The sequence below is a fragment of the Comamonas sp. C11 genome (assembly GCF_024496285.1).
Taxonomy (GTDB): domain Bacteria; phylum Pseudomonadota; class Gammaproteobacteria; order Burkholderiales; family Burkholderiaceae_C; genus Comamonas; species Comamonas testosteroni_F.
On sequence record NZ_CP101743.1, the window covers coordinates 1,784,713 to 1,808,232 of the forward strand.

Sequence of the window (23,520 nt, forward strand, 5' to 3'; positions counted from 1 at the left end):
ATTCGCTTTATGTCTTCTCATCATCATTCCAGGACTGTGCGTCCCGCCTCTCTGGTTCTGGCACTGGCGTTGGCCGGGCTGACAACATTGACCCTGACCGGCTGCGACAAGGAAGAGCCGGTCGCTGCAGTTGCTGCTGCAGATACCAAGGCCGAGCTTGATCCCATGGAAGTGGTTGTCTCTGCCGCGATGGCAACTAACTTCAAGACCGCCGCGGTAACGCAGGCCGAGGTTGCCTCGGTGCAGGAAGTTGCCGGTCGCATTGAAGCCAACGAACGCAAGGTCACCCGCATCGGTGCGGCCGTGACAGGACGTGTAACCGAGGTGCTGGCCGAAACCGGCGATCGAGTCAAAGCTGGTCAGACCCTGGCGCGCGTCGCCAGCCCCGAGCTGACCACGGCTCAGCTGGCCTATATGCGTGCCAGTGCCACGGCGACTCTGGCCGAGCGCTCCGTGGAGCGGGCACGTCAACTGATTGCTGCCGATGTGATTGGTTCTGCTGAACTGCTGCGTCGGGAATCCGAAGTGCAGATTGCGCGCGCAGAGTTGAGGGCGGCAGGCGATCAGCTCAAGCTGATGGGCTTGTCCGCCGATGCGCTGAGCAGTTTGCGCGCCAAGGGCAATGTGGCACCGAATGCCGCCATCACGGCTTCTGCTGCCGGTATCGTGATCGAGCGCCAGGTCAGCCAGGGTCAGGTGGCGCAGCCGGGGGACCCTCTGTTCACTGTGGCGGATCTCTCCAATGTCTGGGTGGTAGGCGCCCTGCCTGAGCAAATTGCACGCAGCGTGCAGACTGGCCAGAACGTGCAGATCGATGTGCCGGCGCTGGGGCTGACCGTCGAGGAGACCCCCATCTCGGGCAAGATCATCTACGTGGGCGACACCGTTTCCCCCGAAACCCGCACCGTGACCATTCGCACTCAGGTGGACAACAAGGATCTGGCACTCAAGCCCCAGATGCTGGCCACCATGAAGATCCAGGGGGCGATGGAGAAGACTCTGGCAATCCCGGCGCTGGCGGTGGTTCGCGAGAACGACAAGGATCATGTCTACGTCAAGAAAGCCGAAAACCACTATCGCCTGACTCCGGTGGAGTTGGGGGCGGCCAGTGGTGGTCTGCGACCTGTGGTCAAGGGATTGAGCGAAGGCACGCAGATCGTGGTCGAAGGTGCATTCCATCTGAACAACGAGCGCAAGCGCGCAGAACTGGAGTAAGCCCATGATTGCCTCCATGATTCGTGCCGCGCTATCGCAGCGGCTGGTGGTGGTCGTGCTGGCGCTGGTGATGTGTGGCTTTGGCCTGCGTGCCGCCATGAATCTGTCGGTGGATGCTTTCCCCGATGTGACCAATGTGCAGGTTCAGGTTGCCACCGAAGCCCCTGGTCGTTCGCCCGAGGAGATCGAGCGTTTTGTGACCGTGCCTCTCGAAATCGCGATGACGGGATTGCCCGGGCTGGCAGAGATGCGCTCGCTCAACAAGAGCGGTCTGTCCATCATCACGCTGGTGTTTACCGATGCGACCGATGTGTACTTTGCCCGGCAGCTGGTGACGGAGCGTCTGATCGAGGTCACGCCACGCATGCCCGAAGGCATCGTGCCGGTACTGGGGCCGGTATCCACTGGCCTGGGCGAGGTCTACCAGTACACGCTGGACCACCCCGATGATGGCAAGCGTGAGCTGACCCAGGCCGAGTTGACGGAGCGTCGCACCATCCAGGACTGGGTGGCGCGCCCGTTGCTGCGCTCCATTCCCGGTGTGGCTGAAATCAACTCTCAGGGCGGATATGTCAAGCAATACCAGGTGCTGGTCGATCCTGCCCGTCTGCGTCACTACAACCTGAGCGTGCGCCAGGTGGTGCAAGCCGTGGCAGACAACAATGCCAATGCCAGCGGCGGCATCCTGCCGCAGGTGACCGAGCAGTATCTGATTCGCGGCGTGGGCATGATCCGCACGCTGGACGATATCGGCAACATCGTGCTCAAGGAGCAGGGAGGAGTGCCGGTCTATGTGCGTGATGTGGCCAAGGTGCAGATTGACGCCGAGGTGCGACAGGGCGCCATCATCAAGGGTGGCTATACCGAGGGCGTGTCCGGCATTGTGCTGATGATGCGCGGCGGCAATGCCAAGGAGGTGGTGACCCGTGTGAAGGAGCGGGTGGAGGAGATCAATTCCAAGGGCATGCTGCCCGGCGGCCTGCAGATCGTTCCTTACTATGACCGAACCGACCTGGTGGACTCTGCCCTGTGGACCGTGGGCAAGGTGCTGATTGAAGGCATCTTCCTGGTGGTGGTGGTGCTGTTCATCTTCCTGGGGGATGTGCGATCCAGTCTGATTGTCGTGGCGACGCTGATCATCACGCCGCTGAGTACCTTCATACTGATGAACAAATATGGCATTTCGGCCAATCTGATGTCTTTGGGGGGGCTGGCCATTGCCATCGGCCTGATGGTGGATGCGACCGTGGTGGTGGTGGAAAACGTTTTCCACAAACTGGGACAGGCGGGCAATTCGCGCGGTGAACGTATTCGCACCGTGTTGTCGGCGACTGTGGAAGTTGCTACACCCACCATCTTCGGTATTGCCATCATCATCTTGGTGTTCCTGCCGCTGATGACGCTGCAAGGTATTGAAGGCAAGATGTTCGGCCCGCTGGCGCTGACCATCGCCATGGCTCTGGCGATCTCGCTGGCCGTGTCGCTGTTCCTGTCGCCTGTGCTGTGCTCCTACTTCCTCAAGGGTGGCGCCGATCACGATACCAAGCTGATTGGCTTCCTCAAGCGCCACTATCTGCGTCTGCTTGATGGTGCGACTGCACGCAACCGCCTGACGCTGGCTGTGGCCGTGGCTTTGCTGATCGGATCGCTGGGCCTGTTCCCGTTCCTGGGCAAGTCTTTCATGCCGACCATGAAGGAAGGTGCGCTGACACCGCAGATCAACCGCGTGCCCAGCATTTCCCTGGATGAATCCATTCGCATGGAAATGGCTGCCATGAAGGAAGTGGCGCAGGTGCCCGGCGTGAAGTCCGTGGTGTCCAAACTGGGACGCGGCGAATCGCCAGCCGACCCGGCAGGTCCCAACGAGTCAGATCCCATCGTGCTGCTTGACCCCGAATCCGAGCGTACCCAGGACGAGATCGACGAAGACATCCGTCAGCGTCTGTCCAAGATTCCCGGTGTGCAGATCGTGCTGTCCCAACCCATCTCCGAGCGTGTGGATGAGATGGTGACCGGCGTGCGCTCGCAACTGGCCGTCAAGGTGTTTGGTGATGAACTGGACGATCTCAAGGATGTATCCGAGCAGGTGGCGCGCATTCTGAAAAGCGTCTCCGGCAGCACCGATATTCGTATCGAACGGCTCTCGGGTCAGCAGGCTCTGACGGTGGACATCGACCGCAAGGCGATTGCCCGCCACGGCCTGAATGTGGCCGATGTACAAAGCCTGCTGGAGTCAGCCATTGGCGGCAAGGACGTTACGACCTTGTACGAAGGGGAGCGTCGCTATTCGGTCGTGGTGCGTTTCCCCGAGTCTTACCGGGGTTCCCCGGAAGCCATTGGGGCGACCTTGCTGACCACTGCCGCCGGCGCGCAAGTGCCGCTGAGCAGCCTGGCCCGGATCGAACTGGTGGACGGCCCGGCGCAGATCAGCCGTGAGGGCGGCAAGCGTCGTGTGGTTGTGGGCGCCAATGTCGAAGGGCGTGACCTTGCGGGCTTTGTGTCCGAGGTCGAACAGCGCCTGGAGAAGGAAGTCAAGCTGCCCGACGGCTACTACTTCAAGTTCGGCGGCCAGTTCGAGAACATGGAGCGCGCCATGGGCACGCTGCAGGTGATCGTGCCGCTGACCATCGTAGCCATCTTCTTCCTGCTGTTCCTGCTGTTCAACTCCATCAAGCTGGCAAGCCTGATCATTCTGGTACTGCCCTTCGCTTCGATTGGCGGCCTGATCGGTTTGTTCGTTACAGGTGAATATGTGAGCGTGCCGGCATCCGTGGGCTTTATCGCCCTGTGGGGTATTGCCGTGCTCAATGGCGTGGTGCTGGTCTCCAGCATCCGTCACCTGCGTCAGGAAGGGATGGAAGTAGCCGAGGCCGTGCGTGAAGGCTGTACACAGCGTTTCCGTCCGGTGATGATGACTGCAACCGTGGCTTTGCTGGGCCTGGTGCCTTTCCTGTTTGCGACAGGTCCGGGCTCCGAAGTTCAGCGTCCGTTGGCCATTGTCGTGATTGGTGGTCTGATTACCTCGACCCTGCTGACCTTGGTGGTGCTGCCCACGCTGTACCGCTGGTTTGACGAGAAGCCGACCGAGGCTTGATTTGAGAAAGGAGTGATCCGATGACGATGAAAGAAATCCGCGCCATCGTGCGTCCCAGCCGGCTGGAGCGTCTGCGCACCGAGCTGCGTGCGATTCCGAATTTTCCCGGTGTGACGATTTTCAAGGCCGAGGGCTTTACGGCCCCCGCAGCCGTGGACAAGCGCACGGTCAAGGATGAGCTGACCGATTTTTCGGACAAGCTCATGGTCTGCGTAATCGTGGAGGAGTCCATGGTGGGGGCGATTCGCGAAGCAATCGTCACCGCCTGCCGCACCGGACAGATTGGCGATGGTCTGGTCTGGACCGTGGATATCGGTGAAATGCATCGCATCCGCGACGGCGGTGTAGTGAGCTGATCTTGCTTCAGTACTGATGGAAAAAGGGATGCGCTCTGCATCCCTTTTTTATGCTTTCGGCAAATTCTTGGTGATTTGGGGAAATCGGAGAAAACCCTGTGCTACAATTTTTGCATTGCAGCAGAGAAACACTGTTTCATTGCTTCAAAGGGGGTATAGCTCAGCTGGGAGAGCGCTTGCATGGCATGCAAGAGGTCATCGGTTCGATCCCGTTTACCTCCACCAAAATTTTGACGGCGAGTCGCAAGACTCGAATCGTTCTAGGAATTGACCCTATCGTCTAGAGGCCTAGGACATCACCCTTTCACGGTGAGTACCGGGGTTCGAATCCCCGTAGGGTCGCCAAGTTTGAAGCGCTTGCAGCTATACAATGTGTAGCAAAGCTTCCTGCCAGGAGTGGTAGTTCAGTTGGTTAGAATACCGGCCTGTCACGCCGGGGGTCGCGGGTTCGAGTCCCGTCCACTCCGCCAGATTCAAAAAGCCGCAATCAAGCAATTGGTTGCGGCTTTTTTTTGCCAGGGATTCGGAAAAAAGGCCTTGCGGCAAGGCCTTTGATTTGTCCATTATTTCGGGGCCATGCGAATGGCTCCGTCCAGGCGGATGACTTCGCCGTTGAGCATGTCGTTTTCCAGGATCTGCTTGACCAGCTTGGCGTAGTCCTCGGGCTTGCCCAGGCGACTGGGGAAGGGCACGCTGGCGGCCAGTGCATCCTGAACTTCCTGGGGCATGGTGAAAAGCATGGGAGTGCCGAAGATGCCGGGAGCAATCGTCATATTGCGAATGCCGCTGCGAGCCAGATCGCGAGCAATGGGCAAGGTCATGCCGACCACGCCGCCCTTGGATGCAGAGTAGGCTGCCTGGCCGATCTGACCGTCATAGGCAGCGACGCTGGCGGTAGAAATCAGCACGCCTCGCTCGCCGGTCGGCTCTGGTTCGTTCTTGCTCATGGCGTCCGCCGCAAGGCGAATCATGTTGAAGGTGCCGACCAGGTTGACCATGATGGTCTTGGTATAGACGCCCAGGCTGTGCGGGCCGCTCTTGCCTACGGTTTTCTCGGCCGGTGCAATACCGGCGCAGTTGATCAGTCCAGCGAGTTTGCCCAGGCTGGTGGCCTTGGCAACCACGGCCTGACCATCGGCCTCATTGCTGACATCGCAGCGCAGATAGGCGCCACCGATCTCACTGGCTACGGCCTCGCCGCGCTCTGCATTCATGTCGGCAATCACGACCTTGCCGCCGTTGGCGGCCAGCATGCGCGCCGTACCTTCGCCCAGGCCTGAAGCGCCGCCGGTCACGATGAATACGCGATCCTGAATCTGCATGAACTGTCTCCTTGTTCGATGTCTATTGACGTTGACGTAAACGTCAATTATGCACAGAGTGCAGGAACTGGCGACCTGAGGAAAGCGCGCATAAAAAAAAGCCCAATCGGGAAGATTGGGCTTTGAAGGGATCCATGAAACGGGGGTTTCAGGAGGATCCAAGGAGACAACTTGCGCAAGGCCGGCATCCACATCGATGCATGCCGACCTGACATGCTGGTGATTATAGGGTAAACCCTAGGCTTTGCCAAGCATGTCAATAACCATGTTCTTAACGTTTGGCAGCGGTCGTGGCCTTGACGGCTTCGGTTGCTGTCTTGGTGGCTGCGTTGAAATTGGCTTCAGCCATGTCGGAGGCTTGCTTCACCGCCTTTTGCACGGATTCGAAGGCGTTGTTGGCGGCAGAGACTGCACTCTTGACCATGGCAACAGCGGATTCGGAGCCGGCAGGAGCATTCTTGGTCGTGTTGTCCAGCAGGGCATTGAAGTTCTTGCGAGCTTCGGTGGACTGGGCTTCCAGCGTCTTGTTGAATTCGCCGGCAGTGTTGCTGGCGATGTCGTACAGGTGGCGGCTGTAGGAAGCGGTTTTCTCGGCCAGCGGCTGGAACAGACCTGCCTGCAGAGTCAGCAGTTCCTGAGCGTCCTTGACGCTGAGCACGGCCTGGGTGTGCTGGGCAGCTTCGGCCAGTGCAGCGCGCGAAGCGGTGACGTTCAGTTCCACCAACTTTTCCACGCCTTCGAAAGCTTTGCTGGTCAGGCCGAACAGTGTCTCGAAGTGGGCTTTTTGTGCGCTCAGGATTTGGTCAGGGGTCAGGCTCATGGCAATTCTCCAAAATTACGGATCTAACGAAGGGATCGGACCGGAGGAAACGTCTGCTCTGACATGACCGCTATCTCTGCCAGTCGTATGTTGCAGTGCAGCATGGGTGCATTGTGAAAGAGAATTTGTGGCAATGCAAGCTTAATTTGTTGCGCTGCAGCAAAAAAGATTGATGACTCTTCGTTTTTGATAAGTATCTGATTTTTAAAAGACTTTGTTATGTCTGATAACTGACAAAATTAAATGAACGCGTTTTCTTTGTGCGGTGCGCCATGTGTTGGTGAGTGATGGGCTGCAAGCCCTGTCACGATGGTGCTGGCGCCGCCGGGGCGGCTCTGCAAAATGACTGCATGACTGCATCGTTATCTCATGGCAAGCCTTTGCGCGCCCAGCCGCAGGCCCGCGACTCCTATCCTGTGTTTCGTGAAATCAGCACTCGCTGGTCGGACAACGATGTCTACGGCCATGTGAACAACGTCATCTACTACAGCTGGTTTGATACGGCGGTCAATGCGTATCTGATAGAGCTGGGCGCGTTGAATATCCATGACGGGCAGACGATTGGCCTGGTGATAGAGACCCAGTGCAATTACTTTGCCTCGCTGGCCTTCCCGCAAGTGGTGGAGGCGGGTATTCGCGTGGCCCATCTGGGTAGCTCGAGCGTGCGCTACGAAGTGGGTTTGTTTGCCAAGGGCGCGAGCCAGTCGGCTGCAGCAGGCCATTTTGTGCACGTCTATGTCGACAGACAGGCGCGTCGGCCCGTGCCTTTGCCCGAGCCCTTACGTGTGGCACTGCAGCCACTGCTGCGTGCAGAGCCGGCGGGTAAATAGCAAAACGATAGCTTCTTGCGTATGTGTATCAAAGGTTTGAGTCTGATCTGATTGATATATCTGGCGGTAGATCCGAAGCCGGCATCTGCAAGAAGCGCTTAGGGGCAGCGAGTACGGTGCAGGGTATGGAATCGCCTACACTCGTCACTCTCTGTTGAGGCTGGCGCAGCCTGTGTTTTGAGCCAGCCTTGTTCCATGACTGAACGGACCGCCAGGCCCACCGTCGTCCATGATCATCACCAGTCTGCTAGACACCGACCTGTACAAATTCACGATGATGCAGGTGGTGCTGCATCAGTTTCCGGGTGCGCAGGTGGAGTACCGTTTCAAATGCCGCAACCCGGGCGTGCAGCTGGCTCCGTACGTCAATGAAATCCGCGAAGAGATCCGTTCTCTGTGCAAGCTGCGCTTTCAGGATGCCGAGCTGGCCTATCTGAGTTCGCTGCGTTTCATCAAGAGCGATTTTGTCGATTTCCTGAGTCTGTTCCAGCTCAACGACAAATACATCACGGTCACGCCTCTGGCCAGCGGCGAAATCGACATCACCATCCAGGGTCCTTGGCTGCACACCATCTTGTTCGAGATCCCGGTGCTGGCCATCGTCAACGAGGTGTATTTCCGCAATACCCAGCCGGTGCCCAACTTCCTGGAAGGACGCAAGCGCCTGGACGAGAAGATCGAGCTGTTGCAGGCGCCTGGCCTTGAGTCGCTCAAGATAGCCGATTACGGCACGCGCCGGCGCTTTTCCAGGGCCTGGCATGAAGAGGTGCTGCGGGTGCTCTGCGCCAGGCTGGGTCACTCGGGGGCCGCACGCATCAACGGCCAGCGCAAGGGGCAGTTGGCGGGCACCAGCAATGTGCTGTATGCAATGAAGCTGGGCCTGATTCCGCTGGGCACGCTGGCCCATGAATATCTGCAGGCCTGCCAGTCGCTGGGCCCACGCCTGCGCGACAGCCAGATCTTCGGCTTCGAGTCCTGGGCGCGCGAGTACCGGGGCGATCTGGGTATTGCGCTGTCCGACGTCTATGGCATGTCGGCCTTTCTGCGTGATTTCGATCTTTACTTTTGCAAGCTGTTTGACGGCGCGCGCCATGACAGCGGCGACCCGTTTGACTGGGGTGAGCGCCTGATCGCGCATTACAAGGCCAACAAAATTGATCCGCTGAGCAAGGTGCTGATCTTCAGCGATGGGTTGACCATCCCTAAAACCATCGGGCTGTTCGAGCGCTTCAACGGCCGCTGTCAGCTGGCTTTTGGCATCGGCACCAACTTGACCAACGATCTGGGCAATCCCCCCGAGCATGTGCCCTTGCAGATCGTGATCAAGATGACGCGCTGCAACGGCCAGCCGGTGGCAAAGCTATCGGACACACCGGGCAAGAGCATGTGTGACGATGAAAAATACCTGGCCTATCTGCGCCAGGTGTTCAGCATTGCAGCGCCGGAGCCGGTTTCGCAGGCATAGAAATCAAGAAACATTGGCGGGAGTTGTGCCTGTTGCAGGGCAAAGAGTAGAGAGGATGGGCGTTTGAACAGCAAATCTTGGATGAAAGTCGCAGCGGCCACGCTGCTGACTCTAGCCGCGGCCACCGCGCAGGCCGCAGACATTGACGGCGCAGCCATGTCCGTGGCCTGGGGCCTGCCGTTTGTGGGCATGCTGCTGTCGATTGCGCTGATGCCGCTGCTGTTGCCGCAATTCTGGCATCACCATTTCGGCAAGGTCACTGCCGGCTGGGCGCTGGCCTTCCTGCTGCCTTTTGCGCTGGTCTATGGCTTGGGTGCGGCGGGCGTGAATCTGGTGCACGCCTTGCTGGCCGAGTATCTGCCGTTCGTGATCCTGCTGACTGCCTTGTACACGGTGGCTGGAGGCATCTATGTGCGCGGCAATCTGCGTGGTTCGCCGGGGTTGAATACCTCCATCCTGGCTATCGGTGCGGTGCTGGCCAGCTTCATGGGCACGACGGGGGCTTCCATGCTGCTGATACGCCCCTTGCTGCGCGCCAACGACAACCGACGTCATCAGGCCCATGTGGTGGTGTTTTTCATCTTTATCGTCTCGAACGCCGGTGGCGCGCTGACGCCACTGGGTGATCCGCCGTTGTTTCTGGGCTTCTTGAAGGGCGTGGACTTTTTCTGGACAGTGCGTCATATCTGGGCTCAGATGCTGTTCCTCACGCTGGCGCTGCTGGCCGTTTTTTATGCGATAGACCGCAAGCTGATGGGGGAAAAGGGCGAGACCGATCTGCCCGATCCCACACCCAGCATGGACGTGACCGGTGCACCAAGCCGTCTGGGCTTTGATGGCCGCGTGAACTTTGTTCTGCTGGCAGTGGTGGTGGCGCTGGTGCTGGTCAGCGGCATCTGGCGCAACCCTGCGGGTATCGAGATCGCCGGGACCCATGTGGGCCTGCCCGGTCTGGTGCGCGATCTGGGTTTGCTTGCCGTGGTTCTGCTTTCGCTCAAGCTCACTCCCGCGCGTGTGCATCATGCCAATGAGTTCGGCTGGGGGCCCATGCAGGAAGTGGCCAAGCTGTTTGCAGGTATTTTCCTGACCATCATTCCCGTCATCGCCATGCTCAAGGCCGGTGTCGATGGCCCGTTCGGCGCCGTGGTGCGAGCAGTCACCAATGCCGATGGCACGCCCAACCCGGCCATGTATTTCTGGGCTACGGGTCTGCTGTCCTCCTTCCTGGACAACGCGCCGACCTATCTGGTGTTCTTCAATACCGCTGGTGGCGACCCCGGGCATCTGATGACCGATATGGCGCTGACGCTGACCGCCATTTCTGCCGGAGCCGTGTTCATGGGGGCGAATACATATATCGGCAATGCGCCTAACCTCATGGTCAAGGCGATTGCCGAAGATCGTGGCGTGAAGATGCCGGGCTTTTTCGGCTACATGATCTGGTCGGTCTGCGTGCTGGTGCCGCTGCTGGTTTTGATTACCTGGATTTGGTTTCTTTAAGCCACGCATGGCTTTCAGGGCTGCGGTGCGCCGCCATCATCCATAACTTGAAGAGGAAACATCGATGAGCAACAAGCCTCGCATTCTGATCGCCCGTGCCATCTCACCCGAGGTGGTGCAGCGGCTGCAGCAGCACTTTGAAGTGCAGTCCAATCAGGACGATGTGGTCTGGTCGCCAGCGGAGCTGGCGCAGCAGTTGCAGGGCAAGGATGGCGTGCTGACCACGGGCTCGCAGCGCATCGATGCCGAGTTGCTGACCGCTTGTCCGCAGCTCAAGATCGTGGCCAATATGGCGGTGGGTTACAACAATTTCGACGTGCCCGCGATGACGGCCGCGGGCGTGCAGGGCACGAATGCCCCCGATGTGCTGACCGAGACCACGGCCGATTTCGGCTTTGCCCTGCTGATGGCCACGGCGCGCCGCATTACCGAGAGCGAGCACTATCTGCGGGCCGGGCTCTGGAAGGACTGGCATTACGACCTGTTCGCCGGTGCCGAGGTGCATGGCAGCACGCTGGGCATCCTGGGCATGGGGCGCATCGGTCAGGCAATTGCGCGTCGTGCGGCCTACGGCTTTGGCATGCAGGTGATCTATCACAACCGCTCGCGTCTGGATGCTGCGCTGGAAGCCGAGTGCAAGGCCAGCTATGTCGGCAAGCAGGAGTTGCTCGAACGTGCAGACCACCTGATGCTGGTGCTGCCGTTCACTCCCGAAAACCGCCATACCATTGGCGCGGCAGAAATTGCCCGGATGAAGCCCACGGCCACGCTGATCAATATTGCGCGCGGCGGCATCGTCGATGATGCGGCTCTGGCCCAGGCACTGAAAGATGGGCGCATTGCCGCAGCGGGGCTGGATGTGTTCGAAGGCGAACCGGCCGTGCACCCCGATCTGCTGACAGTGCCGAATGTGGTGCTGACACCCCATATCGCCAGCGCGACCAAGGGCACGCGTACGGCCATGGCCGGGCTGGCGGCGGACAATCTGATCTCCTTTCTGGCTGGCAAGGGGCCGCTGACACCTGTCAATCAGCTTGGCTGATGCATCTTCATTAGGTCGGCTCTCGTCACATCAGTTTGAGGGCGGATGCGTGCTCTGAGTGCGTTGTCGGCTTTGATAATTTCTGCCCGCTTGGCGTCTGTGCGCACAGCGGGCTTTTTTATATCAAGCGAGACAGCAATGCCTTTTATCCGCACCAGCGTCCACAAGGACACCACGCCTGCCCAGCGCCAGGCCATCGTCAACGGTATTCATCAGGCCCTGATCGACGGCATCGGCATGCCAGCCGATGAGCTGTTCAACATGGTTGACGACTATGACGAGCAGAAGTTTTTCTTCAGCCGCACTTTCAACGGCTACAAGCGCTCGGACCGCGTAGTGGTGGTGGAGATCACCATGCGCCGTGGGCGCAGCGATGCCATGAAGCGCGCGCTGTATGCCAACATCGCCGCCAATCTGAAAAAAGATGCGGACGTCGCACCCAGCGATGTGTTCGTCTTCACACACGAAAACGACTATTCCGACTGGTCCGTGGGCGGCGGCAAGTTCGCCATGGCCATTGCCCAGCAAGTGGGCCCAGACGCCTGATTCTTGCGTCAACCGATTGCAGCCTCGCTGTCACCAAGGCTGCAACCGGGAGCAGCACTTTTGACTGCATTGAATTTTTCGTGGCTCTGAGGACTGATAATTTGCCTGCGCGCTAGTGTTTGCAAACTTCAGTCTGCAATGCCCATGGCGGAAATTCAATGAATAGGTCTGTAGTGCTTTGCTGATAAGCGCTGCAGCTATGAAAAAAAGAGTGCGAAAGGCGTGGCAAGACAGTGACTACGTGGTGGCTTGGGCTGGCGGCGCTGGCCGTATTGATGTTGGGCCTGCTTCTGGTGCTGCTGTGGTGGCTGCAGGGGCTGCGCCGTCAGACGGAACTTGCTCTTGGCCCTGATGCGATGAGGCTGCAAGCCCAACTGCTGCAGGGATTGCAGGCGCTGGATGTCAGGCTGCAGCAGCTGGAGCGCAGCAGCCAAAGTACCCAGATGACGGTGGCCAAGAGCGACGGAGCCCTGGACCGTGTCACCCAGCATGTACAGACCCAGTTGGCTCAGGCCCAGCAAGATGCATTGGCCGCGCGGCGCGAGCAGGCGACGGCGCTGGCATCCTTTCGCGAAGACGTTGCCCAGCTTGCGCAGCGGCTGACGGGCGACAGCCAGCAAGCCCGCGCGGCACTGGCCCAAAGCAGTGCAGAGCAGGCAGTCCATGTCCAGCAGCGCTTCGAGGCCCTGGCAGAGACGACGCGTGGCACGCTGGATTCGCTCAAGGGCGACATCCAGCAGCAGCTCACGCATATGAGTACCAATATGGGGGCTGCGCTCAAGGATCAGCTGGGAAGCAATGGCGAGCAACTGCGCCATCAGTTTGCCGTGTTGCAGGATGCGGTGAGCCAGCAGCTGGCTGCGCTCGCACAGGGCCAGCAGACCACGGCCGAGCAGCTGCGCGCAACGCTCAACGAGCGGCTGGCCACGATTCAGAGCGACAACGCCCTCAAGCTCGACGAGATGCGCCGCACTGTCGATGAAAAACTGCATGCCACGCTGGAGCAGCGTCTGGGCGAGTCCTTCAAGCTGGTCAGCGACCGGCTGGAGCAGGTGCACAAGGGCCTGGGCGAGATGCAGACCCTGGCGGGCAGCGTGGGCGATCTCAAGCGCGTGATGACCAATGTGAAGTCGCGCGGCACCTGGGGTGAGCTGCAGCTGGGCAGCATCATCGACAATGTGCTCACGCCCGAGCAGTACGCGAGAAACGTCAAGACCGTGCCTGACAGCGATGAGCTGGTCGAGTTCGCCATCCGGCTGCCGGGCCGCAACGACGAGCAGCCCGTCTGGCTGCCCATCGATGCCAAATACCCTGTCGAGCATTACCAGCGCCTGCAGGATGCCCAGGACAGTGCCGACAGGGTGGCTATTGCCGCTGCAGGCAATGCCTTCGAGACATCGATTCGCGGCGAGGCCAGGAAGATCGCGAGCAAGTACATCGCACCGCCACACACCACGGACTTTGCCGTCATGTACCTGCCCACCGAGGGCTTGTTTGCCGAGGTGCTGCGCCGTCCGGGGCTGGTCGAGGCGCTGCAGAACGAGCATCGCATTGTGATTACCGGCCCCGCGAATCTGGCCGCCATGCTCAGCAGCCTGCAGATGGGCTTCAAGACGCTGGCGATCGAAAAGCGCTCCTCCGAAGTCTGGGGCGTGCTCGGTCAGGTCAAGACCGAGTTCGGCAAGTTCGGCGAGGTGGTGGAGGCGACGCGCAAGTCCATCGATGCCGCCGCGCGCAAGTTCGATCAGGTGGGTGTGCGCACGCGCGCCATTCAGCGCCATTTGCGTAATGTGCAGGAGCTGCCGAATGGAGACGGGCAGGGCCAGCCCCTGTTTCCGGCTGCGTCGGCTGAGGGTGATCAGCCTGCCGCCGAGGACCAGGAATGAACGCGGCCCTGCTGCGCCTGATTCTTGCGCAAGTCTGTATCCACGGCACCATGACCGGAATGCGCATGGCCACGCCGCTGCTGGCACTCAAGGAGGGCTATAGCGCGGCTGCGGTCGGCATGCTGCTGGCGCTGTTTGCGCTGACCCAGGTGTTTCTGTCCCTGCCCGCGGGGCGCTTTGCGGACCGTCACGGGCTCAAGCGCCCGCTCATCATCAGTGTGGTGGCCGCATGTTCCGGAGCGGGAGTGGCGGTGCTGTTCCCGCTTTATCCGGTACTGTGTCTGAGTGCGCTGCTGACGGGCGGTGCAGCAGGCATGGCACTGATCGCCCTGCAGCGCCATGTGGGGCGCATGGCGCACAACAAGGACGAGCTGCGCAAGGTCTTCAGCTGGCTGGCGATTGGCCCGGCCATTTCCAACTTCCTGGGGCCGTTTGCAGCCGGGCTGCTGATTGACTACGCAGGCGGCGAAGCGGCCAGCACCACTGGCTTCAGGGCTGCCTTCCTGCTGCTGACCCTGATGCCTCTGGCGGCCTGGTTCTGGGCAAGGACGGTGCAGGAGCTGCCGGCTTTGCAGACCGAGGGTGCGAACCAGAAGGCAACGGCCTGGGATCTGGTTCAGAACCGGGGCTTCAGGCGCTTGTTGCTGCTGAACTGGGCGCTTTCCTCCTGCTGGGACGTGCATACCTTTGTCGTGCCCATTCTGGGTCACGAGCGCGGACTGCCTGCCTCGGTGATCGGCAGCATCCTGGGTGCCTTCGCCATTGCTGCGGCTGTGATCCGCATGCTGATGCCCATCATCACGCGCCATCTGGCCGAATCGCAAGTGGTGCTGGGTGCCATGGTTGCCGCCTGCGCCCTGTTCATCGCCTATCCCTTCATGCCCGGTGCCTGGACCATGGGTGCCTGTTCGGTCTTGCTGGGCGTGGTGCTGGGATCGGTGCAGCCCATGGTGATGAGCATGATTCATCAAATCACTCCACCCGAGCGCCATGGTGAGGCGCTGGGATTGCGCATGATGGCCATCAACGGCTCCAGCGTGCTGATGCCAGTGCTGTTCGGCTCGCTTGGCACGGTGGTCGGAGTCTCTGCCCTGTTCTGGGCAGTGGGGGGGCTGGTCGGAGTGTCCTCGCGCCTGCCCTGGTTGATCGGCAAGCAGGATATGCCGACGGATGAGTGGGAGGCACATTAGCCTGCCCGGCTGCATGCATAAAAAAGAGCGCCTTAGGCGCTCTTTTTTCTTTGAGAGGTGCTTACAGCTCTTCGACTCTGCGTGCAGGGTAGCTGTCCCAGCTTTGGCAGCCGGGGCAATGCCAGAAATGGGTGCGGGCTTCAAATCCGCAGGCCGCACAGCGGTAGCGGGTCAGGGGCTTGGTGGCATGGTTCAGCGCCTTCTGCACGGTGGCATGGTACTGCTCTTCGGTCAGGGTCTCGCCTTCCAGCCATTGGGCGGCCGCCACCAGGGACGACTCATGCTCCAGATGCTTGACCAGGCGCTGGCGGCCGGGGGCATCCGCATCCCCGCTTTTCTGATCGATGGCGACCAGTGCCTGCAGCAGGTCCAGCGACGGTGCTTGCTCATAGTGCTTGAGCAGCAGATTGTGGGCCTCGCTTAGCGCACCCGTTGCCTCGGCCACTTCCACCAGCAGGCCGGCCGCCAGGGGCAGGGCTGCAGGGCTGTTCTGCGCCAGCGCCTGAAGGCTGGACAAAGCCTGCGCGGACTGGCCCTGTCGATGCTGGAGCTGGGCCAGCTCCAGTCGGGGGCGCGGAGCTTGCGGCGCAGTCTCCAGAGCCTGCTGCAGCTGTGCAAAAGCCTTGTCGAGCTGGCCGTGGGCCACCTGAGATTGCGCGTCTTCGCACAGGTAATGGGCCAGCCGGGTGCTGAAGTCTCCCTGGCCTGCGGCCTGCATCTTGCGCACGATGGCCGCTGCCTGGCCCCAGTCGCGCGAGCGCTCGTAAATGGCCAGCAGCGCCAGGCGTGCCTCGCCTTCGTACTGCGTGCCTTCCAGGCGGTTCAGGGCCTCCTCGGCGCGGTCCAGCAGGCCGGCCTTGAGAAAGTCCTGTGCCAGTGCATGCTGGGCACGGTCCCGGTCGGGGCGGGTGAGGTCGGCGCGGCTGAGCAGATGCTCATGGACGCGTACCGCACGGTTGTATTCGCCGCGGCGGCGAAACAGATTGCCCAGTGCAAAGTGCAGTTCGGTGGTGTCGGGGTCGTTCTGTACGGCCTCGATAAAGGCATCGATGGCCTTGTCCTGCTGCTCGTTGAGCAGAAAGTTCAGACCCTTGAAGTACGCCTTGGGAGCCTGGCGGTTGTCGGCACGCACCTGGCGCAAATCCCAGCGGGAGGCCAGCCAGCCCAGCACAAAGGCCGCAGGCAGGCCCAGCAAGATCCAAGTCAGATTAAATTCCATGCACGTCGCCCGGCGCAATGATCGAAGAAGAGTTCTGTTCCTTCATCGCAGGTGCTGCACTGGTGGCGTTGCCTGCGGTGTTCGGCGGCTGTTGCGTGGCCTGTGCCTCGCGCGCTGCGCTGCGATGCTTGAGCCAGCGCGGCACCATGCCCAGCACCCCGACAAAAAGACCCAGCGCAAAGGCTGCCAGAACCACCAGCACCAGAGGTGCTGTCCAGGCCGTGCCAAAGAAGAAATGCACGGTCGCGTCTTGCTGGTTGTTGAGTGCGAATGCGAACAGAGTGAAAAAAATGGCTGCCTTGAGCAGCCACAGCAGGTATTTCATGCTTCCCTTTATGCGCCTTGTGTGACGGGAAGATTTTAGGCCAGCCCATGCGCGGACTGGCAAACGTACGGCGTGGTCAGTCCTGAGGTGGCTGACGGTGCCCATGGACTTCAGGCGGTCTGCGGCTGCTGGGCAGCGGAGTCTTCGGCCTTGAGATTGTCCACGGCTTCGCGCAGGGCCTTGCCTGGCTTGAAATGGGGAACGCGCTTGGAAGGAACCTGAACGGACTCGCCGGAGCGGGGGTTGCGGCCTATGCGGGGCTGGCGGTGATTGATGGCAAAGCTGCCAAAGCCGCGAATTTCAATACGGTGACCGCGCACCAGGGCATCGCTGACGGCATCCAGAATGGTTTTGACGGCCTGCTCGGCATCACGTTGGTTGAGTTGGCCAAATTGGGCGGCAAGTTCTTCGACGAGATCGGATCGGGTCATCGGGTGGCGGAGGCTCTAGGTTGAAAACAACAACGGGCGCACAGGGCGCCCGTTGTCTTTGACGCTTGGCGGTCAGTCAGACGAGCTGGCTGACCGGCTGATGCAAGATTTACTTGTCAGCGTCCAGCTTGGCACGCAGCAGAGCGCCCAGGCTGGTGGTACCAGCGTTTTCCTTGGAGGACTGAGCCGACAGGGAAGCCATGGCGACTTGCTGCTCAGCGTGATCCTTTTGCTTGATGGACAGCTGGATGTTGCGGCTCTTGCGATCCACGTTCACCACCACGGCAGTGACTTCGTCGCCTTCCTTCAGGACGGAACGAGCATCTTCCACGCGGTCTTGCGAGATTTCGGAAGCGCGCAGGTAGCCGATGATGTCTTCACCCAGGTCGATTTCAGCGCCCTTGGCGTCCACAGTCTTGACCTTGCCGGTCACAACCTGGCCCTTGTCGTTCACGGTCACGAAGGTCGTGAAGGGGTCGCTGTCCAGCTGCTTGATGCCCAGGGAGATGCGCTCGCGCTCAACGTCCACGGCCAGCACGATGGCTTCGACTTCTTGACCCTTCTTGTAGTTACGAACGGCAGCTTCGCCGGCTTCGTTCCACGACAGGTCGGACAGGTGCACCAGGCCGTCGATACCGGCAGCCAGACCCACGAACACGCCGAAGTCGGTGATGGACTTGATGGGGCCCTTCACGCGGTCGCCGCGCTTGGTGTTCTGGGCGAATTCTTGCCAGGGGTTAGCCTTGCACTGCTTCATGCCCAGGGAGATGCGACGCTTGTCTTCGTCGATTTCCAGAACCATGACTTCCACTTCGTCGCCCAGGGACACGAGCTTGGTGGGAGCAATGTTCTTGTTGGTCCAGTCCATTTCGGAAACGTGCACCAGGCCTTCGATGCCGGGTTCCAGTTCCACGAATGCGCCGTAGTCGGCAATGTTGGTGACCTTGCCGAACAGACGGGTGGCGGAGGGGTAGCGGCGAGCCACGCCCATCCAGGGATCGTCGCCCATTTGCTTCAGACCCAGGGACACGCGGTTCTTTTCGGTGTCGAACTTCAGGATCTTGGCAGTGATTTCCTGGCCGGCAGTCACCACTTCGGAGGGGTGACGCACACGGCGCCATGCCATGTCGGTGATGTGCAGCAGGCCGTCGATACCGCCCAGGTCCACGAACGCACCGTATTCGGTGATGTTCTTGACCACGCCCTGAACGATAGCGCCTTCCTTCAGGGTTTCCATCAGCTTGGCGCGCTCTTCGCCCATGGAGGCTTCCACCACAGCGCGGCGCGACAGCACCACGTTGTTGCGCTTGCGATCCAGCTTGATGACCTTGAATTCCAGGGTCTTGTTTTCGTAGGGAGTCAGGTCCTTGATGGGACGTGTGTCGATCAGCGAACCGGGCAGGAAGGCGCGGATGCCGTTGACCAGAACGGTCAGGCCGCCCTTGACCTTGCCGGAAGTGGTGCCGGTCACGAATTCGCCGGATTCCAGAGCCTTTTCCAGCGACAGCCAGGAAGCCAGACGCTTGGCGGTGTCACGAGACAGGATGGTGTCGCCGTAGCCGTTTTCGATGGAGCCGATGGCCACGGACACGAAGTCACCCACTTGGACTTCGACTTCGCCCTGGTCGTTCTTGAACTCGTCGAGGGGCACGTAGGCTTCCGACTTCAGGCCGGCGTTCACCACCACGAAGTTGTGCTCAACGCGCACGACTTCAGCGGTGATAACTTCGCCAGGACGCATTTCGGTGCGTGTCAACGACTCTTCAAAAAGGGCGGCAAAAGATTCAGACATGTAGTTCCTTGCCCGCAATCAGGTTTCCGTCGGCACCATTGCCAAGCGTTTTTAAGACTGACTGCGGAGGTTGTGGGTTTGAGGCCCACGGGGGTTAAAGGTTAACAACCTTGCTGCCGGCTCGCGGTCTGCGAGAACCTGACATCAAGGGCCAACAAGCCAGATGCAGGGCTGCCCTGGAAACTTCAAGCGAGAAATTTCAAGAACGGCCGAACGGCTGGCGTTCCTGCCACCACGACAATACCTGGGCAACCACTTCTTCAATGGTCATCTCGGAGCTGTCGAGCTGCAAAGAATCCTCGGCGGGCTTGAGCGGAGCGGTGGCGCGATTCATGTCGCGCGCGTCCCTTGCTTCAAGGTCTGCCAAAAGGGTGGACATATTAGCTGAAATTCCTTTGGAAATCAACTGTTTATATCGGCGCTCCGCGCGGCACTGGGCAGATGCCCACAAATAGACCTTGAGCGGAGCGTGGGGGAAGATGACCGTACCCATGTCGCGGCCATCGGCCACCAGCCCGGGCAGGGCCTGGAAGGAGAGCTGCAGATCCACCAGTGCGGTGCGCACGGCGGGCAGGGCCGAGACGCGCGAGGCGTTCATGCCGGCTTCTTCGCTGCGAATGGCCAGACTGATGTCCTCCTCGCCGAGCCAGACACGCTGCTGCGCATCGAAGCGCACGGGCATGTCCAGCGCCATTTCGGCAATGGTTTCCTCGTTCGATTCGTCAAGCGTCATGCCGGCACGCGATGCGGCCAGGCCGGTGATGCGATACAGCGCGCCGGAATCCAGCAGCTGGTAGCCCAGGGTCCTGGCGACTTCTGCGGCAATCGTGCCCTTGCCGGAGGCCGTGGGCCCGTCGATGCAGATCACGGGAATATGCTCGCGCTCGGCTTCGCTGACGGAGAACAGTGCCTCGAAATAGTCGGGAAAGGTCTTGGCCACGCATTTGGGGTCTTCGATGCGCACGGGCAGCTTGGCAGGGTTGAAGGCCGCCAGAGAGAAGCACATGGCGACACGGTGGTCGTCATAGGTGTGGATGCTGGCCGCTTTCCAGGCGGTCTTGCCGGCCGGGGGAGTGATGCGGATGTAATCCGCGCCTTCTTCCACGGAAGCACCCAGCTTGCGCAGCTCGATCGCCATGGCGGCAATACGGTCGGTTTCCTTGACGCGCCAGCTGGCGATGTTGCGTAGCGTGGTCACGCCGTCTGCATACAGCGCCATGGTGCCCAGCGTCATGGCCGCATCGGGAATATGGTTGCAATCGAGGTCGATGGCCTTCAGAGGCCAGCTGCCACGGCTGACCTGCAGCCAGTTGGGGCCGCTTTCGATCTGTGCGCCCATGGCCTGGGCGGCCTCGATGAAGCGGATATCGCCCTGGATCGAGTCCTGGCCCACACCCAGAATGCGGATGCTCTTGGGCTGCGGCGCGTTGTCGGCATCCGCGTCATCGGTGGTGCCGGTGGCAATCGCGCCCAGTGCGATGAAATAGCTGGCGGAGGAGGCGTCAGCCTCCACATGGATGGCCCCCGGCGACTGGTAGCGGCTGCCTGCGGGGATCACGAAACGCTGCCAGCGGTCGTTCTTTACGGCAATGCCGAAGCGCGCCAGCAGCTCCAGCGTGATGTGGATATAGGGCCTGGAGATCAGCTCGCCCACCACCTCGATGGTGATGTCGCGCTGTGCCCTGGGGACATTGGCCAGCAGGGGCAGGGCCATCAGCAGCGAGGTCAGGAACTGGCTGGAGACATCGCCGCGCACCTTGATGGATTCGCTGCCCAGCTGGCTGAAGTCGGGCTGGCCGATCTTCAGGGGCGGAAAGCCTTCGTCCTTCAGATAGTCGATCTTGCAGCCCAGCTGGCGCAGCGCATCGACCAGGTCGCCGATAGGACGCTCGTACATGCGGGGCACGCCCGTCATCTCGAAGTCGCCGCCCAGCACCGACAGCGCCGCAGTCAGCGGGCGCATGGCCGTGCCGGCATTGCCCAGGAACAGCGTGGCCGCAGTGCCGGCCGGCAACTGACCCCCGATGCCGGTGACGTCAATCGCCTGGCCGGGTGTGACGGCATCGGGGCTGATGCTGCAGCCCAACTGCTTGAGTCCGGCCAGCATGACGCGGGTGTCGTCGGAATCGAGCAGATCGTGAATGGTGGTGGTGCCCTGGCTCAGCGCCGCCAGCAGCAGCACGCGATTGGAGATGCTTTTGGAGCCGGGCAGGCTGACGCTGCCGTTGGCGGAGTCCAGTGCGGGCAGGTCCAGAAATTCGGTGGTGAACATAAAACTCTCGTAACCCCCTGTGCAGCCTGGCTGCTTCGACACCCGGGCTGCGCGGCTGCCTCTGCCCGGTGTCTCTGGCGGTTGGGTGAATAGATCGACGCCGCTAGTTTAAGAGCCTCGCTTGCCGCCCATGCTCCATTCGGCGCGTGCGGCACTGGCCAGGGTCAGGCGGTCCTGCAGTCCCTGGCCGTCGTTGGCCTGCATCAGCCCTTCGAGCTGCTCCAGTGCCTGGCGAAACTGACGTGACTGGGCCAGCACCTGATCGCGGTTGGCCAGCAGCACATCGCGCCAGAGCTTGGGGTCGCCGGCGCCTATGCGCGTGAAATCGCGAAAGCCGGGTCCGGCCAGCGACAGCATATCGTCGGCACCAGGCTGGTTCAGCACGCTTTGCATCATGGCAAATGCTAGCAGATGGGGCAGGTGGCTGACGGTGGCGAGTGCGCTGTCATGGGCCTCGGGCGACATGGCCGTGACCTTGCAGCCCAGGGCCTGCCACAGCGCCTGGGCCTTGGCCAGATGCGCGGTCAGCGTGCGCTCCGTAGGGGTCAGCACGACCTGGGCGCCCTGGTAGAGCTTGACGTCGGCATGCTCCACGCCGGCCACTTCCTTGCCGGTGATGGGGTGGGCGGGCACAAAGCTGCCGATCTGGTCGCGCAGCGCCGAGCGCGCGGCCTGCACCACATCGACCTTGGTGGAGCCCACGTCCATGATCATCATCTGGGGCGTGACCAGATGCTTGATGGACTTGAGCGTGGCCTCGGTGGCCGCCACGGGCACGGCCAGCAGCACCAGATCGGCGCCGGCTGCCGCCAGCAGGGCGGAGGGGGCTTCGACATCGATCACGCCCATCTGGCGGGCACGCTCGGTGGTCGAAGGCGATTTGCTATAGCCCACCACGCGCTTGACCAGGCCGGCTTTCTTGAGAGCCAGGGCGAACGAGCCGCCCATCAATCCGCAGCCGATCAAGCCGAGCTGCTCGAACGGCTGCAATTCCTGAGTCGCCATCACTTGCTCACCGGGTAGGTGCCCAGCACCTTGTAGAAAGCGCACAGGCCCTGCAGCTCCTGCAGGGCGGCGGCCACATTGGCCTGGGCCGGGTGGCCTTCGATATCGATGTAGAAGTAATACTCCCATTGGCCGGTGCGGGCCGGGCGCGATTCGAAGCGCGTCATCGAGACGCCATGCTTCTTCAGCGGCACCAGCAGGTCATGCACGGCACCTGCGGTGTTGGGCACCGAGACCACCAGGCTGGTGCAGTCGCTGCCGCTGGGCGCGGCCGTGGCCAGCGTGTGCGGCAGGCAGATGACGGCAAAGCGGGTGCGGTTGTAGGCATCGTCCTGGATCGCGTGGCTGACGATGTGCAGGCCGAACTGCTGGGCGGCGCGTTCGCCGGCAATGCCGGCCCAGTTGGGATGCAGGGCCGCCAGGCGTGCGCCTTCGGCATTGCTCTCCACGGGGCGGCGTTCGGCATGGGGCAGATGCTTGGACAGCCAGCCCTGACACTGGGCCAGAGCCTGGGGGTGGGCGGCCACGACCTGGATGTCGTCCAGCGTGTTGCTGGTGCGCATCAGGTTGTGGCGGATCAGCATGCTGACCTCGCCCACCACATGGCAGGGCGTGTGCAGAAACATGTCCAGCGATCGCGTGACCACGCCTTCGTTGGAGTTCTCCACGCCCACCACGCCGTACTGGGCGCTGCCGGCCGCCGTGGCATGAAAGACTTCCTCGAAGCTGTTGCAGTACATCAGGTCGGCCGCCCCGCCGAAGTACTGGATCGCGGCTTCCTCGCAGAAGGTGCCGGCCGGGCCGAGCACGGCCACGCGCTGGGGAGATTCCAGCGCCAGGCAGGCTGACATGATCTCGCGCCAGATGGCGGCCACATGCGCACCCTTGAGCGGGCCGGGGTTGTTGGACTTGATCTTCTCGATCACCTGGGCCACCCGGTCAGGGCGGAAGAAGGCCGAGCCTTCCTTCTTCTTGAGCTCGCCCACCTGCTCGGCCACATGGGCGCGCTGGTTGACCAGCTCCAGCAACTGGCGGTCCAGGGAATCGATCTGGTTGCGCAGCGACAACAGCTCGGGGCTGGCTTGGGGTTCTTGGCTCATGAATCTCTCAAATTTCGTAGCTGCTGGCGCAGGTTGCACAAGAATTTCAGACCAAAACCTTGGTGAAGTACTTGCAGATAAAGCGCTGACAGCTCATCTTTTTACAAGGC

Annotated in this window: 19 protein-coding genes and 3 tRNA genes; 13 read left to right on the forward strand and 9 right to left on the reverse strand. The window is 61.1% G+C overall.

Features of this window, described 5'->3' with window-relative positions; translation table 11 throughout:
- Nucleotides 1-9 precede the first annotated feature (9 nt).
- From NOX35_RS08170 to NOX35_RS08195, 6 genes are all read left to right on the forward strand, one after another.
- Nucleotides 10-1,215, forward strand: a complete 1,206-nt coding sequence (locus NOX35_RS08170) for an efflux RND transporter periplasmic adaptor subunit (RefSeq protein ID WP_182286317.1) — start codon at nucleotides 10-12, stop codon at nucleotides 1,213-1,215.
- 4 nt (nucleotides 1,216-1,219) lie between these two features.
- Nucleotides 1,220-4,309 (forward strand): efflux RND transporter permease subunit, encoded by a 3,090-nt coding sequence (locus NOX35_RS08175; RefSeq protein WP_182286318.1) that lies wholly within the window; start codon nucleotides 1,220-1,222, stop codon nucleotides 4,307-4,309.
- A 20-nt stretch (nucleotides 4,310-4,329) separates the two neighbouring features.
- Nucleotides 4,330-4,665, forward strand: coding sequence for a P-II family nitrogen regulator (locus NOX35_RS08180; RefSeq protein ID WP_182286319.1), 336 nt, complete (start codon nucleotides 4,330-4,332; stop codon nucleotides 4,663-4,665).
- A 149-nt stretch (nucleotides 4,666-4,814) separates the two neighbouring features.
- A tRNA-Ala gene (locus NOX35_RS08185) sits at nucleotides 4,815-4,890 on the forward strand.
- A gap of 44 nt (nucleotides 4,891-4,934) precedes the next feature.
- Nucleotides 4,935-5,010: transfer RNA gene (locus NOX35_RS08190), tRNA-Glu, on the forward strand.
- Between the two features lie 48 nt (nucleotides 5,011-5,058).
- Nucleotides 5,059-5,135 (forward strand) — tRNA-Asp (locus tag NOX35_RS08195).
- A gap of 93 nt (nucleotides 5,136-5,228) precedes the next feature.
- Here the strand turns inward: NOX35_RS08195 and NOX35_RS08200 are convergent.
- Nucleotides 5,229-5,987 carry a 3-hydroxyacyl-CoA dehydrogenase gene (locus NOX35_RS08200; RefSeq protein ID WP_182286320.1) on the reverse strand — a complete coding sequence of 253 codons (759 nt, stop codon included), beginning with the start codon at nucleotides 5,985-5,987 and terminating at the stop codon, nucleotides 5,229-5,231.
- A 271-nt stretch (nucleotides 5,988-6,258) separates the two neighbouring features.
- Entirely contained in the window at nucleotides 6,259-6,807 is a 549-nt protein-coding gene (locus tag NOX35_RS08205) for a phasin family protein (RefSeq protein ID WP_003067688.1), read from the reverse strand.
- Nucleotides 6,808-7,157: 350 nt separating this feature from the next.
- Between NOX35_RS08205 and NOX35_RS08210 the strand changes: the two genes are divergently transcribed.
- From NOX35_RS08210 to NOX35_RS08240, 7 genes are all read left to right on the forward strand, one after another.
- Complete coding sequence (locus tag NOX35_RS08210; protein ID WP_256496317.1) at nucleotides 7,158-7,637, forward strand: thioesterase family protein; 480 nt, start codon at nucleotides 7,158-7,160, stop codon at nucleotides 7,635-7,637.
- Between the two features lie 229 nt (nucleotides 7,638-7,866).
- The gene (gene pncB / locus NOX35_RS08215) at nucleotides 7,867-9,102 is read left to right on the forward strand and encodes a nicotinate phosphoribosyltransferase (RefSeq protein ID WP_182286322.1); all 1,236 of its coding nucleotides are present in this window, start codon (nucleotides 7,867-7,869) and stop codon (nucleotides 9,100-9,102) included.
- An 81-nt stretch (nucleotides 9,103-9,183) separates the two neighbouring features.
- Nucleotides 9,184-10,602: a sodium:proton antiporter gene (locus NOX35_RS08220; RefSeq protein ID WP_256496318.1), complete on the forward strand. Its 1,419-nt coding sequence runs from the start codon at nucleotides 9,184-9,186 to the stop codon at nucleotides 10,600-10,602.
- A gap of 64 nt (nucleotides 10,603-10,666) precedes the next feature.
- Nucleotides 10,667-11,644, forward strand: a complete 978-nt coding sequence (locus NOX35_RS08225) for a D-glycerate dehydrogenase (RefSeq protein WP_182286323.1) — start codon at nucleotides 10,667-10,669, stop codon at nucleotides 11,642-11,644.
- Between the two features lie 138 nt (nucleotides 11,645-11,782).
- On the forward strand, nucleotides 11,783-12,190 hold the full coding sequence (locus NOX35_RS08230; RefSeq protein ID WP_256496319.1) for a tautomerase family protein: 408 nt from the start codon (nucleotides 11,783-11,785) through the stop codon (nucleotides 12,188-12,190).
- A 275-nt stretch (nucleotides 12,191-12,465) separates the two neighbouring features.
- The gene (gene rmuC / locus NOX35_RS08235) at nucleotides 12,466-14,076 is read left to right on the forward strand and encodes a DNA recombination protein RmuC (protein WP_256496897.1); all 1,611 of its coding nucleotides are present in this window, start codon (nucleotides 12,466-12,468) and stop codon (nucleotides 14,074-14,076) included.
- Nucleotides 14,073-15,266, forward strand: coding sequence for an MFS transporter (locus NOX35_RS08240; RefSeq protein ID WP_182286325.1), 1,194 nt, complete (start codon nucleotides 14,073-14,075; stop codon nucleotides 15,264-15,266). The genes rmuC and NOX35_RS08240 overlap by 4 nt, the downstream gene beginning before the upstream one ends.
- A 61-nt stretch (nucleotides 15,267-15,327) precedes the next feature.
- Here NOX35_RS08240 and lapB read toward each other — a convergent pair whose 3' ends face one another.
- The 7 genes from lapB to pheA all read right to left on the reverse strand — a co-directional run bounded on the left by lapB (nucleotide 15,328) and on the right by pheA (nucleotide 23,410).
- A complete protein-coding gene (lapB, locus tag NOX35_RS08245; RefSeq protein ID WP_256496320.1) occupies nucleotides 15,328-16,485 on the reverse strand; it encodes a lipopolysaccharide assembly protein LapB in 1,158 nt (385 codons plus the stop codon).
- Nucleotides 16,475-16,810 (reverse strand): lipopolysaccharide assembly LapA domain-containing protein, encoded by a 336-nt coding sequence (locus NOX35_RS08250; RefSeq protein ID WP_182286328.1) that lies wholly within the window; start codon nucleotides 16,808-16,810, stop codon nucleotides 16,475-16,477. The genes lapB and NOX35_RS08250 overlap by 11 nt, the downstream gene beginning before the upstream one ends.
- 110 nt (nucleotides 16,811-16,920) lie before the next feature.
- Nucleotides 16,921-17,241, reverse strand: a complete 321-nt coding sequence (locus NOX35_RS08255) for an integration host factor subunit beta (protein ID WP_003077008.1) — start codon at nucleotides 17,239-17,241, stop codon at nucleotides 16,921-16,923.
- 109 nt (nucleotides 17,242-17,350) lie between these two features.
- Nucleotides 17,351-19,033: a 30S ribosomal protein S1 gene (gene rpsA, locus NOX35_RS08260; protein ID WP_003057144.1), complete on the reverse strand. Its 1,683-nt coding sequence runs from the start codon at nucleotides 19,031-19,033 to the stop codon at nucleotides 17,351-17,353.
- Nucleotides 19,034-19,232: 199 nt separating this feature from the next.
- A complete protein-coding gene (locus tag NOX35_RS08265) occupies nucleotides 19,233-21,305 on the reverse strand; it encodes a bifunctional 3-phosphoshikimate 1-carboxyvinyltransferase/cytidylate kinase (protein ID WP_256496321.1) in 2,073 nt (690 codons plus the stop codon).
- A 108-nt stretch (nucleotides 21,306-21,413) separates the two neighbouring features.
- Nucleotides 21,414-22,310, reverse strand: coding sequence for a prephenate dehydrogenase/arogenate dehydrogenase family protein (locus tag NOX35_RS08270; RefSeq protein ID WP_182286330.1), 897 nt, complete (start codon nucleotides 22,308-22,310; stop codon nucleotides 21,414-21,416).
- Nucleotides 22,310-23,410, reverse strand: a complete 1,101-nt coding sequence (gene pheA / locus NOX35_RS08275) for a prephenate dehydratase (protein ID WP_256496322.1) — start codon at nucleotides 23,408-23,410, stop codon at nucleotides 22,310-22,312. The genes NOX35_RS08270 and pheA overlap by 1 nt, the downstream gene beginning before the upstream one ends.
- Nucleotides 23,411-23,520: the final 110 nt, after the last annotated feature.